Below are 15,603 nucleotides of genomic sequence, written 5' to 3' on the forward strand. Positions count from 1 at the left end.
AAGAAAACACACCCGTACCTTTTCTGTCTGTTTTCTTTCTTTTTACCACGCTACATTAACCTTGCCTTTTAGCCTTTTTTTCCTGCCAAAATAAAGCAATCGATGGAATACTTTGGATAATAACCATTCTGATAATATGGTTTGACATAACAAAGCCAGCATCAAGGTTCATCGTAATCGCAGCAAAGGTCATTGCTTCCATACTACCTGGAGCCCAAGCCAGTAAAAGTACAGAAATATCATAACCCGTTACCCAAGAGGCAAATACAGTAATCAGGAAAGTTAATGCGATATTAATGATAACCACTTGTGCAGAGGAGTAAATATTTTTAATCAATGAGGAAAGTGGGAAAACAATAAAATGATTACCAATGTTCATCCCAATTAATACCATACTCAGTTCAGTTAACATCAATGGGAAACTTAATGGGGTATCTAGAAAACTTTGAATCAACGTTGCTGCAGCTAATGACGTTAGCATAAAAGGAGCTGGAACCCTTAAACGCTGCAAAATAAGCCCTGCCCCCAAACCAACCGCTATAATCACCAATAACCATAGCGTTGAGGTTAAAGTTAGTACTGGTAATTCTATGATAGGTTGCGGATCACCATCACTACCTACAACGATCCCTGCTAATAAAATCAGGATAATTAAGCGAATTGTATGTGAAATAACAATTTTTTGTGGCGGCGTATGGGTATGGTCAGTTAAGGCTAAAATAGCGGCCATTGCCCCAGGCACTGAGCCAAGCATTGCTTCTTGTTTCGTCCAACCAACTTTTCGATAAAACCAAAAAAAACTAAATGAAAATTGTACCGCTAAACATACAACTAACATTAATAATAAAAGAAATAAATTATCTGCCTCATTAAGGGAAACCTGATTAAACATCAACCCAACAGAAGTCCCTAAGGTAACTTGAACGAAAGTAATCGTATGCTTAGGTACAGCAAAAGAAACACCAAAACGATGAAAAATAATAACAGCGATAATCGGCCCAAACATAAGTGCAAGTGGGATACCTAGGTAAGTAAGCCCACCGCCGATCAATGAACAGATGGCAATCCCACCTATCATTTTCAATAACTTCATCATATGGCATTAACCGTTCAGATTATTTATAGCCTTAGTTTATATCATATTAACGATGCCATATGGGGCTAGTATCGATTTAATTATCACCATAGTAATTATTCACTACTAATTGATTATTTATCAGACTTTGATTTTATCTTTTTGACTTCAGTCGATAAAAACCAGTTAAGTCCGTTAACGAATATTTACTTATTCGCATTATCTGCAACGGCTTGGTTCATGATCGCTTTTGCCATCCACTGCGCTAATTCGGTGACTTGGGAATCTTCCATTTTCCAAATATCTTTCAACACTAAAAATATTTCAGAGCCGTAAATAACAGAAAAAGCACGGATCACTTTATCAATAATTTCTTGCGGAAATTCTGATTTCATTGGTGACGTCACCATCGTTAGGATATCTTTACGGTTACCTCTTTCCAGCCGTTTGTCTTTTATACTGAGTGGGGTAGACCGACCTTGAGCCCATTGTTGTAATGATGCTTGTAACGCCGCTCGCAATACTCCTTCATGTTCAAACATTCGAGGAAAAGCATATGTTAATAGCTCATCAATGCGCTCTTCCGTTTTTACGCTTTGTGGGCGCCAAGTTAAAATAGGCCCTAAACTCTCATTAACTACTGCGGTAATTAAATCAGTTTGTGTTGGAAAGTATCGATATGCAGTTGCACGAGAAACTCCTGCTTCTAAAGCGAGTTCCGAAACAGAAGGCATAGCTCCCTTTTCAAATAAATCTAAAGCCGTAGTGACCAATAGTACATAGGTACGTTTTCGAGTGCCCTTATATTGTAGTTCTGAATTAATCTTCGGCATTATTTACCCTTAAAATACTGTTTCTTACCACAAGTTTAGTCAATGTCACTAATAAAGCACAACAACAAGCAAGTAACCATCTCTATTAAAAAGATGAATTTACGCTGTCACCTCGAGCTTTTCCCTGCTCTCCATAAAACAAATTATCATTCATGATAAATTATACTGTAACTTTGTATTACCAACCTAATCATTGATTCACCATCATAAAAAACAATTACTAATATTTATCAATAAGATATAGATACTAACAACTATTTACCTCTACAACAAACCTAAAAATGAGACGGCAGTCTCATTTTACATTTATCCAAAATGATACTATAGTCTCATTGTGATGGGAAATTCAACGACCCGCTTCTATCTGAAAGGATTTTTCAATGAAAAAAAATCAGGGTTTTATCTATGTTGCAACAACACTTGATACCAAAAGCGCTGAAGTTTTTTATGTCAGTGAATTAATAAAAAGTGCCGGATTAGCTGTGCGTACTGTTGACCTGACAACACAAAAGACTCAATTAGAAAAAAATGCAGATGTCAGTGCAAGTACTGTAGCAAGTTTTCACCCTCTTGGTGCAAACGCCGTATTCTGTGGCGATAGAGGTAAAGCAATAGAAGCGATGGCACAAGCCTTTAGCTTATATCTTTCAGCCCAAACAGATGTAGCTGCAATTCTTGGTTTAGGCGGCTCAGGCGGTACTGCGCTAATCACACCAGCAATGCAAGTATTACCCGTTGGTATTCCTAAGCTCATGGTATCCACTATGGCCTCAGGAGATATTTCTGGCTATATCGGAGCCAGTGATATTTCTATGATGTACTCCGTAACAGATGTATCAGGATTAAATGTAATTTCCCGTAAGGTATTAAAAAATGCCGCGAACCAAATCGCTGGGGCTGTTTGGTTTGATCAAGACACCGAAGAAAACATTGATTTGAAACCAGCAATTGCCTTAACTATGTTTGGTGTCACCACCCCATGTGTTCAGCAATTAACCGCGCAATTAGAAGAACAATATGACTGCCTTGTATTCCATGCAACGGGCAGTGGCGGTAAAGCGATGGAAAAACTGATTGATAGTAAGCTACTTCATTCCGTATTAGATATCACGACGACTGAGGTTTGTGATTACCTTTTTGGCGGCGTGTTAGCCTGTGATGAGGATCGCTTTGGCGCTATCGAACGCACTCAGACACCTTGCGTTATGTCCTGTGGCGCTTTGGATATGGTCAATTTTGGCCGCCCTTCTACGGTTCCCGAACATTACCAAGGCCGCTTATTTTATCATCATAATGCCCAAGTCACATTGATGAGAACAACAAAAGAAGAAAACCAACAGATGGGCCGCTGGATCGCCGAAAAATTAAATCGTTGTGAGGGAGAGATCCGTTTTATTGTTCCAACAGCAGGGTTTTCAGCATTAGATATCGATGGGGCTCCTTTCTGGGACCCAATTGCTGACCAAGCCTTTATTGATGCGCTCAATGAAAATTTAATTAAAACAGAAAAAAGACAGCTTATTTTGAGTCCTTATCACATTAACTCCCAAGAGTTTTGTGAGCAGGTTATTCAACTACACCAGGATATTTTGAACAAATAATAGAGGTTAATTATGAAACATAACCGCGCAGATTTATTAAAAAAATTCAGAGCAATGATTGCTCGCGGCGAACCAATTATCGGCGGTGGTGCTGGTACGGGTCTATCTGCTAAGTGTGAAGAGGCTGGCGGTATTGATTTAATTGTTATTTATAATTCAGGCCGTTACCGTATGGCGGGTCGTGGGTCACTCGCAGGCTTACTCGCTTACGGCAATGCCAATGAAATTGTCATGGATATGGCAAAAGAAGTATTACCAGTAGTTAAGCACACCCCTGTTCTTGCTGGTGTAAACGGTACTGACCCATTCTGCCAATTTGATAAGTTTTTAGATGACATCAAAACAACAGGCTTTGCGGGCGTACAAAACTTCCCAACAGTTGGCTTAATCGATGGTAATTTCCGTGCTAATTTGGAAGAAACGGGAATGGGTTATGACCTAGAAGTCGATATGATCCGTATGGCACATGAAAAAGACCTCCTGACAACGCCATACGTATTTAGCGCTGAAGATGCTGTAGCGATGACTGAAGCAGGCGCTGATATCATCGTGCCACACATGGGGCTAACAACAGGTGGTAATATTGGTGCAGAAACCGCACTGACACTGAAAGATTGTGTGCCACTAATCAATGAATGGGCTAAAGCCGCTAAAGCAGTACGTGATGATGTTATTGTGCTTTGTCACGGTGGCCCTATCGCAACACCTGAAGATGCCGAATATATTTTAGCAAACTGCCCTGACTGCCATGGTTTTTATGGCGCAAGTTCAATGGAACGTTTGCCTACCGAAGTCGCACTCACAAAGACTACACAGCAATTTAAAACAATAACACGTTAATTTTTATTATTTTTTTGTTTTGCCAACACCAGGCGCCTATTTCGATAGGCGCTTTTTTATTTTTTATGCCGTTTTAAAAAACGCCACAACACCCAAAGCAGAGAAGTAGAATAGTACAAAACGCCAAATTGAATAATGATTAATGGGTTTTCTGTCATGCCTGTCATTTTTAACATGCCATAATAATTATTCTCTTCAAGGTATTGCTCAGTGAGCCCCCCTTGGGGTAAATAATGCGTTAGAAATACAGCAATGATAAAACACGCAACATAATGGCGTAATTTTGCAATCCCTTCATCGAAGGCATTAAAATTATCAAATTGGCTCCCTTGTTGGCGTCCAATGATAATTCGATTAATTAACGTAGCAGCGTAAATATAAAGAATAGCAGAAGAATTAATCTGTGTTGTATGAAAAATATAGGCCACACCGCCTAAAATAGCAGCCACAAAAACAAAGAAAAAACCACGTTGTAACACTGCCATCATCGTGCCCATATGCACTAAAATAAATTCGAACAGCAGAATCAACACCATATTGTAAACAACTTCAACCCCCGACCAATCGGGGAAAAACCATAAAGACAATAAAAAACCGATATAAAAAATAGTTAAGCCGTGATCCACTAACTCAGGTAAAAAACTCATCATTCCTTGCTGTTTGTCTGATGCAACAAAATGACGTTTCCCTTTCGCTGTAAATGATGTCGAGCGTTTATTGGCATGTTTTCTATTTCTGATCTTCCTTGCCACAATATTACTTCTCTTTTTTTTGGTAAATAGAGTGCCCTTTACACAAAAAATGCATTAGGCAGGCCATAAATAACGGCATTCCAAAGTAAAGAACACCAAAAGCAAAAGCCACATGAGGTTTTTCTGGAAATTCACCGCCTGAAGAAATACTGGAATAATAATCAATGGACCTTAAATACTCTGGCGTTAATCCACCATAAGGAACAAGAAAAGACAAAATAATTACAAAGAAAATACAAAACATGAAATTTAATGCCATCAAAGCCGAATAGCCCATATTTTCTCCGCGTTCTTGTTCTGTACGACTACTGATACCAAAAAGCATTCGGTTCGCCACAGTAGCACTATACAAGTATAAGATTAGCGGAGAGTCACCTAATACTGCCATATTAATTGCTAATGCAAATAAACCATATAGCAACGCAAATAGCATTAATATCCGCCAATCACGAAATACCGCCATAAATACACCGGAGTGAACTAAAATAAATTCAAAGATCAGGATCAGCGTTAGGTTATAGATAATTTCCACCGTGTAATACTCAGGAAAAAACCACACTGATAAAATAAAGCCAACATAGAAAAGAGAGAAACCATAATTAATTAGCTTTGAAAAAACGCGAATAAGACTAAAAGAATGTGAACTTTCTTGCACACTTTTTACTGCTGGTTCTTTTGGGAAAAAACCTTGGTTTTTATTTGTTTTGCTTTCCACTTGTCCATTCCCTGACGACTTCGCCATTATCTTACTCCGTTTTCAACAATATATTTTTTCTTTATAAGCTACTTGATAATACAAATAATAAACAGTGCCTTAAATCTGAATAACAAACTTAGCGTAAGAACAACTGTAATAAATTAAGACAAGATGACATGGAATGAACCTCCATGCCATTAATGAAAAATTACCTATTGTGATTAAACCAATTTGGCAATTAATGTATCTAAGTCACCTTGCAGGAAATTCACTGGTGGGATTTCAATCACAGTATAAGCACCCGCAGCTTGCTTCATGGTAGCTCGAGCAGCAGAAACCATAAACTGTGAGGTTAACGCCGGGTTATTAATGCGCATTGAGTATTCAAATAACTGATTATGTGTTGCCCCTGAAACCCCTTTGTGGGTCATATGAACGCCATGACCAACATCTTTTAGTGCATCAATACTATCGACTTGGCGAATATGCGTCTCATCTGATGAAAAATAACTATCCGCTTTAATGGCTTGAGCCACATCATCAAACTTTGCACCCGCTTCAAGTTCAATGTATACCATGCGGCGGTGAACCCCTGTTCCCAACGGAATAGTCACAGATAGAGCATCTTTTACCCCATCAATGGCTTTGGCTGCCACACTGTGCCCCATGCTCATACCGGGACCAAAGTTAGTATAAGTCACACCTTTTGGCGCCATAGCTAACATTAAAGTACGCATGATAGAATCTGAGCCGGGGTCCCAGCCAGCAGAGACAACCGCCACACTATTATGCTGTTTAGCCACGTCATCTAAACGGTGTTTTAACGCCACAATATCTGAGTGAACATCAAAGCTATCAACAGTATTAATCCCCTTGGCCAGTATTTTTTCTGCTAATGGCGCGATCGCACGCGTTGGCGAACACAGTAGAGCAACATCTACCTTCCCTAGCTTTTCAATATCATCAACCACTTTATAAGCGGAAAGTTCAGCAGGAATATCTTGTGTATTACGACGCACGATGCCAACCAGCTCAAAATCTTCAGCGGCTAGAACAGCTTCTAGTGCATAGCGACCAATATTGCCATAGCCCACTATTGCTGCTTTAATTTTTGTCATTTTTACTCCTATACAGTTCTGATGTTGCTTATTAATTAATTTATAGCGAAATTAAATCTAACAGAATAAGTAAAAGTAAACAAAACATTAGCTTTATTCAGATGGAAGCATTTTAACCCTATTTTCATTGTTGGAATCCATGTAGAATTAGCGGTTCAGAATACTTTCCCAAATACTTATGAATATAAAGGTTCTCAATGCATCAATCCGATGTGACTGAGCGATCACTCTTTTCGCTCAGCTGGCCAATTTTTATCGATATTTTTCTCCATTTGGCCACTTTATTAATTAATACCTATATGGTCAGCCACGTTTCTACTGCCTATTTAGCTGCAATGGGTGTAGGTAACCAAGTGTTTGACCTTTTTATTACTATTTTTAACTTTATTAGTGTGGGGTGCAGTGTTGTTATTGCTCAATATTTAGGGGCTGGACGCCGTGAAAAGGCAAGCCAAGCGATCCATATTTCTATCGCATTTAACTTTATTCTTGGCTTTTCTAGTGCCCTCGTCGCTTTATTTTTTGGTTACAGTATTTTAACCATTATGAATATGCCATCACATTTGATGGCTGACGGTTATACTTATTTACGTATTTTAGGTATTTGCTTAATACCTGAAGCCATTTCCATTATTTTAGCCGCATGCTTGCGGGTTTATGGAAAGGCTCAGCCAGCCATGTGGGTTACATTGATTGCCAACGTAATTACTGTTTTTGGAAATATTATTGTACTTTATGGTTTCTTTGGCTTACCTCAATACGGTCTTGAAGGCGTTGCATGGTCGACAGTTGTCGGTCGTGTTGTTGCCGTGATCCTACTCTTTTGCCTGCTGTTTTATGGCCTACGTATCAAATTTGTGCCGATAATGTTGGTCCACTGGTCACGTAAAATGCTGGGCAAAATCTTGCATATTGGTCTCCCCTCTGCAGGGGAAAACCTTGTCTGGATCCTACACTTTATGACGGCTTCTGCCTTTATTGGTTTAATGGGCGAAACCTCACTAGCAGCGCAGACACTCTATTTTCAATTATCCTTATTTATCATGCTATTTGGTATTTCTATCAGTATTGGTAATGAAATTATGGTTGGTCACCTTGTTGGTGCAAAACGTTTTGAAGATGCCTTTAATCGGGGAGTGAAAAGCCTCAAGATGGGGTTCTACGTCACTATTGGTGTGGTGATCGCCTTTTGGTTATTACGTGACCCTATCCTAAATAACATTACTGATGACCAAGGTATTATTGAACTACTATTGCCACTGTTCTTACTGTCTGTCTTTTTAGAACCAGGTAGGACCATTAATATTGTGATGGTGAATGCATTACGCGCATCAGGAGATGCCCGTTTTCCACTGTGCACTGCAATTATCTTTATGTGGGGTGTCGCTATTCCATTAGGTTATTTCTTAGGCATTAAAATGGAAATGGGCTTACTCGGTATTTGGCTCGGTTTCTTCGCCGATGAATGGTTACGTGGTTTAACCAATGCATGGCGCTGGCGTTCACGCAAATGGCAAAGCAAACGCCTAGACCTTGAAAGTTAGTAACCTACTATGATCACTTTGTCTTGCTCATTTTTAAGCAGCAGGGCAAAGTGAGCGAGTTCAACATTGGGAAAATTTATTCTTTATAAATTAAATTAGGGAAAATTTTTCTCTTTGCATCTTATATCCCCCCAAACATAGCGAAGTTTTTCTCCAGCTTGTTGTTTAAAATAACAAAATCAAAAAAGATTTTATTAAGGGGGACTTGCCATGCATGCTCAATCACAACCATTACTTTGGCAATATTTTATCAATGCGGTAAAACAAGAAGTCAAGCCAGCCTTAGGTTGTACTGAGCCAATTTCATTGGCATATGCAGCGGCTAAAGCGGCGTCCCTCCTTGATGGGCAAGTTATTCGTGTTTGTGCCTTCGTTTCACCAAACTTAATGAAAAATGGTATGGGTGTCACCGTTCCTGGAACCGGTATGGTGGGTTTGCCTATCGCAGCAGCATTAGGCGCCATTGGCGGTGATGCAGAAGCGGGTTTAGAAGTTCTAAAATCCGCATCAGCGCAGGCCATTGCGCTAAGTAAAACGATGTTAGAACAAGGAGCTATCACCGTTGATATTAAACATCCATGCAGTGACGTTATATATTCAGAAGCAACGGTGTATACACAAACGGGTTCAGCTACCGTTATTATTGCGGGTTCTCACACAAATATCGTTAAAATCATTCATAACCAGCAAATATGCTTCGATGCTACATTAAACAAACCTCAATCCGATGATGCTGCTGACTGTGCAGCAGATGTTGCCCTTCCCCCTGTCACCGCGAAGTCAGTTTATCAATTTGCGACCCAAGCACCACTGGAAGATATTCGTTTCATCTTAGAAGCCGCACATTTAAATGAAGCGTTATCTCAAGAAGGGCTACGTAATGTCTATGGTTTACATATTGGTAAAACACTGCAAACTCAACGTGACCGTGGCTTGCTGTCAAAAGATCTAATGTCAGAAATTATGATCCGCACCTCCGCAGCCTCTGATGCGCGTATGGGAGGGGCCGTTTTACCCGCGATGAGCAACTCAGGTTCGGGTAACCAAGGTATTGCCGCAACCATGCCTGTTGTTGTCACCGCCGATTATTTACAGTCCTCTGAGGAGCAACTGGCTCGTGCATTAATGTTGTCGCACCTAATGGCAATTTACATCCATAATCAACTCCCAGCCCTGTCGGCGCTATGTGCAGCAACTACCGCTGCAATGGGTGCTGCCGCGGGGATAGCCTGGTTATTAGAATCCCGCTATGAAGTTGTCGCTATGGCAATTTCTAGCATGATTGGCGATGTCAGTGGGATGATTTGCGACGGTGCATCAAACAGTTGTGCAATGAAAGTTTCCACGAGTGCAAGTGCAGCCTATAAAGCCGTACTCATGGCGTTAGATAATAGCTGTGTCAAAGGGTCTGATGGGATTGTTTCTGACGATGTTGACCAATCTATCGCTAATTTATGCTCACTTGCTGCTGGTTCAATGAAATATACGGATGTGCAAATCATTGAGATTATGGCTGCTAAAGCACGTTAATTCTTCGTCTTGAACGCTGATGGTACCTTAAAGTTCATTGCTCCCCATCAGCGCTAATGACTTTTCGTTGAAATAAACCGCTTTAAATCCGTTTTTCAGCCATGCTTTATTTGGCTTCTAATGCCGCAAATTTTTCACGGATCATCGCTTCAGGAAGGTCGATGCCAATAAAGACTAACACACTGCTACGTTGTTCACCCTCTTCCCAATCTCTATCCCAATCTGCACTATAAAGACGCTGAACCCCTTGAAATAAGAGCCGCTTAGGTTCATCCTTAATGGATAAAATACCTTTATACCGCAATAGATTATCAGCAAAACTGAGCAACAAATCTTCCATCACTTGGGAAACTTCCATCAGTTCAACAGGGTAATCAAATTCAAGTACAATCGACCCCACCTCGTTTTGTTGTTTAGGTGCAAAACGGAAAGTAGGTTGTTTCACATTCAGTGTTGAATCGAGTAAAAAACCTTCAATATCTAATAATAAATTTAAATTGATGTCCCCATGAATAACAGGGTAAATCGGAGCTCTCGCATTGATCCGTTGTAGGCGTTCAATTAAAGCTTCAGTATTCGGCTCAATATCTGTTTTGGTGAGTAAAATGCGGTCAGCATAACCAATTTGCGCTTGAGCAATAGCAAAATCATTCAGTTGTTTCTCTGCATGAACGGCATCCACTAAAGTAATAATACCATCTAACAAATAACGTTCACACAATACCTCATGGGAAAAAAACGTCTGAGTAATTGGCCCTGGATCTGCCATGCCAGTACATTCAATCACTAAACGGTCAAAGTCTAATTTCCCACTATCCAACCCATCTAATAGGTCTAATAATGCATTTTCTAATTCATTGGAACGACTGCAACAAATACATCCATTACTTAATGTGGTAATTTGTGTCGCTCGATCGCCAATTAATGCATTATCGATAGGCACTTCACCAAATTCATTTTCAATCACCGCTATTTTATGGCCATGCTCTGTATGAAGAATATGACTAAGGAGTGTCGTTTTACCTGCACCGAGAAAACCGGTTAAAATTGTGACATTAATTGGTTTCATTATTACCCCCACCGCATTCATTTACCGAAGTAATCATTAACAGCAGCGAAACCCGCCTTTGCCACTGCCACCATATCGTGCATCCTGCCTTTCACGAAAAAACTCGTTATACGTCATCACCGGTTTATCGGAATGATTATCTTTCATATGCTGCACATAAGTATCATAGTCAGGGATACCGATTAACATACGCGCAGCTTGCCCAAGGTACTTACCTGTTTTGCCGAGGTTTCCAAACATCAGTCTCTCCAATGTAAATGCCCTACATTATGAATACACAATGTAGGGCGACCTTTCAGTTGCCGAGTACCTTTCGGTAACTCAGCATGATTGAAGGGTGACTTAATGTGAAGATGAAACTTTCACGCCCTCTTTCGGTACAGGAACATAAGGTGTTTCTTTATCTGTACGCTGCGGATTTTTGTGTGCTTTCATCCCGACGCGGATACCATAGAAAATGATACCGTAAACAACCACTAAGAATAGAACACTCAAGCCAGCATTGGTGTAGTTATTAATAATAATGTGATTCATATTAGTAATTTCTTGTGCCGTTAATTCCGCACCACCCGCTGCAATCTTATCTTTATAAGATTTAGCTAAATACATGAAGCCTTCTAATTGTGGATTATCACTGAATAGTTTCAGACCTAGCGCCCAAGTAGTACAGATTAATAACCATACTGCTGGTAATACGGTAACCATTATATATTTACTGCGCTTCATCTTAATCAGAACAACTGTACTTAAGACTAATGCAACCGCAGCTAACATCTGGTTGGAGATACCGAACAATGGCCATAAGCTCTTAACACCACCCAGAGGGTCAACAACGCCTTGATACAGTAAGTAACCCCATAGACCAACACACCCTGCGGTACCGATAATACCCGCAACCAATGAGTCCGTTTTCTTCAGGAATGGAACAAAGTTACCTAACAAATCTTGCAGCATAAAGCGGCCAGAACGAGTTCCTGCATCAAGTGCAGTTAAGATAAACAGCGCTTCAAACAAGATCCCAAAGTGATACCAGAAGCCCATATTTGCCGCTGGCATAATTTCATGGAATACAAATGCAATACCGACAGCTAAAGTTGGCGCACCACCCGCACGGTTCAAAACAGACGGCTCACCAATATCTTTCGCCGTTTGCATAATTTGTTCAGGTGAAATTACGAAGCCCCAAGAGCTGACTGTTGCCGCCGCATGAACAGAAACATCTTTCAGTTGAGCCATAATAGCTGCGCCGTCAGGCCCACCGAGTTCGTGCAAGTTAGGCATTGTAATACCTAAAGCCGCTGGCGGTGTATTCATAGCAAAATATAGACCAGGCTCGATAATTGAAGCAGCAACCAGCGCCATAACAGCAACGAAAGATTCCATTAACATGGCACCATAACCGATATAGCGCGCATCTTTTTCGTTTGCTAATAATTTCGGAGTTGTTCCCGAAGAAATTAATGCGTGGAAACCAGATACGGCACCACATGCAATGGTAATGAACAAGAATGGGAATAATGTTCCTTTCCAAACTGGGCCAGTTCCATCAACGAATTGTGTTACTGCTGGCATTTTCAGTTCAGGGTTAAGAATAACAATACCGATGGCTAAACCCACGATGACCCCAATTTTTAAGAAGGTCGCTAAATAGTCACGTGGCGCTAAAATTAACCAAACAGGTAATAATGCAGAAATGAATGCATAGCCAACTAATGCATAAGTAATAGTTGTATCTTTAAAGGTCAGTGCAGGTCCCCAATATGGGTCATGAGCAATCACCCCACCGAACCAGATTGATGCGACAAGTAATACAATACCAATAACCGAAACTTCACCCACACGTCCCGGCCGGATATATCGCATATATATCCCCATAAACAATGCGATTGGTACTGTAGAACAAACAGTGAATACCCCCCATGGACTTTCCGCTAGAGCTTTCACCACAATCAATGCTAATACAGCAAGAATAATGATCATAATAAGGAAGCAACCAAAAAGTGCTAGAGTACCAGGGATTGGCCCCAACTCTTCCTTAACGATCTCCCCTAATGATGCCCCATTACGGCGTGAAGAAATAAACAACACCATAAAGTCTTGCACCGCGCCCGCAAGCACAACCCCGGCCAATAACCATAACGTACCGGGTAAATAACCAACTTGAGCAGCAAGCACCGGTCCAACTAATGGCCCCGCCCCTGCAATTGCGGCAAAGTGGTGACCAAAAAGAACGTTTTTATTTGTTGGTACATAATTTAATCCATCATTATTAATGACGGCGGGTGTTGCACGAGTTTCATCCAACTTCATCACTTTTTTAGCGATGTATAAACTGTAATATCGATATGCAATGAGATAGACCGCTACAGAAGCAACAACTATCCATAGCGCACTGATGTGCTCGCCACGTCTAAGCGCGACTACACCTAAACAGACTGCACCAATAATTCCAAGGATCATCCACGGAATATGCTTTAAAATGCCATTTTTGTTCATAGAACACCCTTCTGAGGTAAAACGAACATGCCTTTGATTTTGTATTTACCATCAGTGAAAAATGGATAACTATTTATTGCTAGCGTGTCATTCATCACTGATGATTTTTTATTGGCAGTGGTTGAACGGTAAAAATAAAAATGAGTTCTGCCATGGGGTCTATGGTAATAAATTATACGCCGTCATTGTTTAAAGTTATGCTAAGCGGTGTTATACAGACTTAAGCGGTTTATTTTTTGCTGTGAATGGTTTTTAGGGGGGTTAAACAAGATAAAAACTGTGATCTAAATAACAATTACAATTAGTTTTCAATTAGTTAATTACTATAAATTAATTAACTAAAATGAGTATTATTGTAAATAAATGGCAAATAAAACGTAAAAACAGCCAATCATTCGTAATTAATGTGTTTAAATATCAAAACACGTTACTAGTGAGTAATTGTTGTCCATTTACCACCTGTCCACCAATTGTGCTCGCCATCCGTTTGTGTTTCACAACCAATACCGACTTTCGCTTTCCCACCTTTAAAAGGGTAAGCACAATCATAAATAGCATCGAATACAATTTTCCCTGTGACTTCGTCTGCAAAACCTATTTTGTTCCCTTTACGAAACCGATATAACCCCTCTTGAGGTTCATCAGGCCAATTATCAAAATAATAAAGTTGATAAACCTCATCCCCCTTCTTATCGACCACAACTAACCCCTTATTCGGTAGTTTGTGTAAGCAATATTGAAAATAAGATTGGTTGTCAAAACACTGAATATTGTCTTTCTCACCAGAAACCCATAAACGAAATTGTTCATCAAGACCTTGCCCAACAGACAAAAAAGAGACAAAAACTAATGAAAGAACACTTATAAAATAATGCATCATGGTTTTCCCTTGTTTTAAGTCAGCCTGTATCAATTGTTCTTTATGATAATCAGACACTATCGCTTAGTGATTTCACTTATACACTAGATACTATAACGAGTATCTCCCCGTGTGAAACTCAGAATAAACAGAAATAGCAAATTTTTATAAGAATAATCCCAGAGAGAAAATAGAAAAAACATTGTTTTCACATTTCCCCCTATTTCGATGAGGCTAACAACTATCTTCTTTTAATTAATGGTGTTCTATGTACGTTACCAAAAAAATGATCAAGATTAATTTAAGTGTTAATAGAAAATAAATAATAGGCATTTTTATCACACCTCGTAGTTATTCGTAACATTTAGCCCGCATACGCATCTTGTGTGTTATTTTTAGCGACAAATTATGTACAAATATTAATTTCGGTATTTATGTCTGAATAAACTCAACAATGAACGTATTCTTGGTATATAACACTGAAATACCTCTCGAAATATCAGTTAAGTTACATATAAAACACATAACTTATTGATATCAGATAAAAATAACAATTTGAAAACTATTTGAAAACCATAAAAATGGATTCCCCACCGGTTTGACAACCTATATGAGTAGAATTAATATTATCCACGAACTCTGGTAGACAAGAGTTAATTAAATAGACATAAAGATATTTTAAAATTAAGTTTTTAACCCTAAGCTAATTTAATTTTTTATTAAATAGCCAAATAAATGTATTTATTTTTTGGATTTAATAATGAGATAAATCATATTAAATCTTCATTAATAAAATAAAAACTTAATCTGTAATTCTAAAATTTATATACCCATTAATTTAATCTTTAAATTAAGACGTTCTCACATACTTAGGAATGATTATTATGAAATTGAATAAACTTGCTTTAGTTGGTGCATTCGCGGTTGCTACTCTTTCTTCTCAAGCTTTTGCTGCACAAGATGCAACTGTTAACTTTAATGCACGTTTAGTTGCTGCAACTTGTGATATCAGCGCTTCTAAAGATTTAGTTAGCTTAGGTACACACTCAACTGAAAACCTAAACACAACTAAAGCATTATCTGAAGCAAACTTTAACTTAGTTTTAAATAACTGTACTAAAGTTTATGACGATTCTGCAAACCAAACTGCTGATGCAACGACTGTTTCTATCTTAGCAACAGGTGAAGC

The 15,603-nt window shown here is 39.2% G+C and carries 14 protein-coding genes; 5 read left to right on the forward strand and 9 right to left on the reverse strand.

Going from position 1 to position 15,603, the window contains the following annotated elements:
• Positions 1 to 55: 55 nt before the first annotated feature.
• The gene (locus ACHB7C_RS08235; protein WP_166686044.1) at positions 56 to 1,096 is read right to left on the reverse strand and encodes an AbrB family transcriptional regulator; all 1,041 of its coding nucleotides are present in this window, start codon (positions 1,094 to 1,096) and stop codon (positions 56 to 58) included.
• Positions 1,097 to 1,281: 185 nt separating this feature from the next.
• Positions 1,282 to 1,908: a TetR/AcrR family transcriptional regulator gene (locus ACHB7C_RS08240; RefSeq protein WP_042848223.1), complete on the reverse strand. Its 627-nt coding sequence runs from the start codon at positions 1,906 to 1,908 to the stop codon at positions 1,282 to 1,284.
• A gap of 380 nt (positions 1,909 to 2,288) precedes the next feature.
• Here ACHB7C_RS08240 and ACHB7C_RS08245 point away from each other — a divergent pair, with 380 nt between their 5' ends.
• Together ACHB7C_RS08245 and ACHB7C_RS08250 are read left to right on the forward strand one after the other, a co-directional pair.
• On the forward strand, positions 2,289 to 3,509 hold the full coding sequence (locus tag ACHB7C_RS08245; RefSeq protein WP_166686043.1) for a Tm-1-like ATP-binding domain-containing protein: 1,221 nt from the start codon (positions 2,289 to 2,291) through the stop codon (positions 3,507 to 3,509).
• A gap of 12 nt (positions 3,510 to 3,521) precedes the next feature.
• Positions 3,522 to 4,349, forward strand: a complete 828-nt coding sequence (locus tag ACHB7C_RS08250; protein WP_042848226.1) for a phosphoenolpyruvate hydrolase family protein — start codon at positions 3,522 to 3,524, stop codon at positions 4,347 to 4,349.
• A gap of 56 nt (positions 4,350 to 4,405) precedes the next feature.
• On the opposite strand, the gene ACHB7C_RS08255 is transcribed toward ACHB7C_RS08250, so the two are convergent.
• From ACHB7C_RS08255 to ACHB7C_RS08265, 3 genes are all read right to left on the reverse strand, one after another.
• Positions 4,406 to 5,101: a hypothetical protein gene (locus tag ACHB7C_RS08255; RefSeq protein WP_166686042.1), complete on the reverse strand. Its 696-nt coding sequence runs from the start codon at positions 5,099 to 5,101 to the stop codon at positions 4,406 to 4,408.
• 4 nt (positions 5,102 to 5,105) lie between these two features.
• Positions 5,106 to 5,843, reverse strand: a complete 738-nt coding sequence (locus tag ACHB7C_RS08260) for a hypothetical protein (protein WP_129466341.1) — start codon at positions 5,841 to 5,843, stop codon at positions 5,106 to 5,108.
• A gap of 176 nt (positions 5,844 to 6,019) precedes the next feature.
• Positions 6,020 to 6,916, reverse strand: a complete 897-nt coding sequence (locus ACHB7C_RS08265) for a diaminopimelate dehydrogenase (RefSeq protein ID WP_042848233.1) — start codon at positions 6,914 to 6,916, stop codon at positions 6,020 to 6,022.
• A gap of 197 nt (positions 6,917 to 7,113) precedes the next feature.
• Between ACHB7C_RS08265 and ACHB7C_RS08270 the strand changes: the two genes are divergently transcribed.
• Complete coding sequence (locus ACHB7C_RS08270) at positions 7,114 to 8,460, forward strand: MATE family efflux transporter (RefSeq protein WP_042848235.1); 1,347 nt, start codon at positions 7,114 to 7,116, stop codon at positions 8,458 to 8,460.
• 210 nt (positions 8,461 to 8,670) lie between these two features.
• Positions 8,671 to 9,990, forward strand: a complete 1,320-nt coding sequence (locus tag ACHB7C_RS08275) for a serine dehydratase subunit alpha family protein (RefSeq protein ID WP_042848237.1) — start codon at positions 8,671 to 8,673, stop codon at positions 9,988 to 9,990.
• Positions 9,991 to 10,096: 106 nt separating this feature from the next.
• Here the strand turns inward: ACHB7C_RS08275 and yjiA are convergent, their stop codons facing one another.
• The 4 genes from yjiA to ACHB7C_RS08295 form a co-directional block, all read right to left on the reverse strand.
• Positions 10,097 to 11,059: a GTPase gene (gene yjiA, locus ACHB7C_RS08280; protein WP_048608108.1), complete on the reverse strand. Its 963-nt coding sequence runs from the start codon at positions 11,057 to 11,059 to the stop codon at positions 10,097 to 10,099.
• Positions 11,060 to 11,095: 36 nt separating this feature from the next.
• Positions 11,096 to 11,299: a YbdD/YjiX family protein gene (locus tag ACHB7C_RS08285; protein ID WP_042848243.1), complete on the reverse strand. Its 204-nt coding sequence runs from the start codon at positions 11,297 to 11,299 to the stop codon at positions 11,096 to 11,098.
• Between the two features lie 102 nt (positions 11,300 to 11,401).
• Entirely contained in the window at positions 11,402 to 13,555 is a 2,154-nt protein-coding gene (locus ACHB7C_RS08290; protein ID WP_042848244.1) for a carbon starvation CstA family protein, read from the reverse strand.
• A 430-nt stretch (positions 13,556 to 13,985) separates the two neighbouring features.
• Positions 13,986 to 14,435, reverse strand: a complete 450-nt coding sequence (locus ACHB7C_RS08295) for a WG repeat-containing protein (RefSeq protein WP_395346983.1) — start codon at positions 14,433 to 14,435, stop codon at positions 13,986 to 13,988.
• 863 nt (positions 14,436 to 15,298) lie between these two features.
• On the opposite strand from ACHB7C_RS08295, the gene ACHB7C_RS08300 reads away from it, so the two are divergent.
• Positions 15,299 to 15,603 (forward strand): fimbrial protein (locus ACHB7C_RS08300; protein ID WP_395346986.1); only part of this gene is annotated, 305 nt, incomplete at its 3' end.

The organism is Providencia sp. 2024EL-00732, assembly GCF_044006275.1.
Taxonomy (GTDB): Bacteria; Pseudomonadota; Gammaproteobacteria; order Enterobacterales; family Enterobacteriaceae; genus Providencia; species Providencia huashanensis.

Coding starts and splice junctions, on each gene's coding strand:
- ACHB7C_RS08290 (WP_042848244.1), bottom strand. CDS start 13,555: ATGAACAAAAATGGCATTTTAAAGCATATTCCGTGGATGATCCTTGGA.
- ACHB7C_RS08260 (WP_129466341.1), bottom strand. CDS start 5,843: ATGGCGAAGTCGTCAGGGAATGGACAAGTGGAAAGCAAAACAAATAAA.
- ACHB7C_RS08275 (WP_042848237.1), top strand. CDS start 8,671: ATGCATGCTCAATCACAACCATTACTTTGGCAATATTTTATCAATGCG.
- ACHB7C_RS08295 (WP_395346983.1), bottom strand. CDS start 14,435: ATGATGCATTATTTTATAAGTGTTCTTTCATTAGTTTTTGTCTCTTTT.
- ACHB7C_RS08270 (WP_042848235.1), top strand. CDS start 7,114: ATGCATCAATCCGATGTGACTGAGCGATCACTCTTTTCGCTCAGCTGG.
- ACHB7C_RS08285 (WP_042848243.1), bottom strand. CDS start 11,299: ATGTTTGGAAACCTCGGCAAAACAGGTAAGTACCTTGGGCAAGCTGCG.
- yjiA (WP_048608108.1), bottom strand. CDS start 11,059: ATGAAACCAATTAATGTCACAATTTTAACCGGTTTTCTCGGTGCAGGT.
- ACHB7C_RS08250 (WP_042848226.1), top strand. CDS start 3,522: ATGAAACATAACCGCGCAGATTTATTAAAAAAATTCAGAGCAATGATT.
- ACHB7C_RS08245 (WP_166686043.1), top strand. CDS start 2,289: ATGAAAAAAAATCAGGGTTTTATCTATGTTGCAACAACACTTGATACC.
- ACHB7C_RS08265 (WP_042848233.1), bottom strand. CDS start 6,916: ATGACAAAAATTAAAGCAGCAATAGTGGGCTATGGCAATATTGGTCGC.
- ACHB7C_RS08235 (WP_166686044.1), bottom strand. CDS start 1,096: ATGATGAAGTTATTGAAAATGATAGGTGGGATTGCCATCTGTTCATTG.
- ACHB7C_RS08240 (WP_042848223.1), bottom strand. CDS start 1,908: ATGCCGAAGATTAATTCAGAACTACAATATAAGGGCACTCGAAAACGT.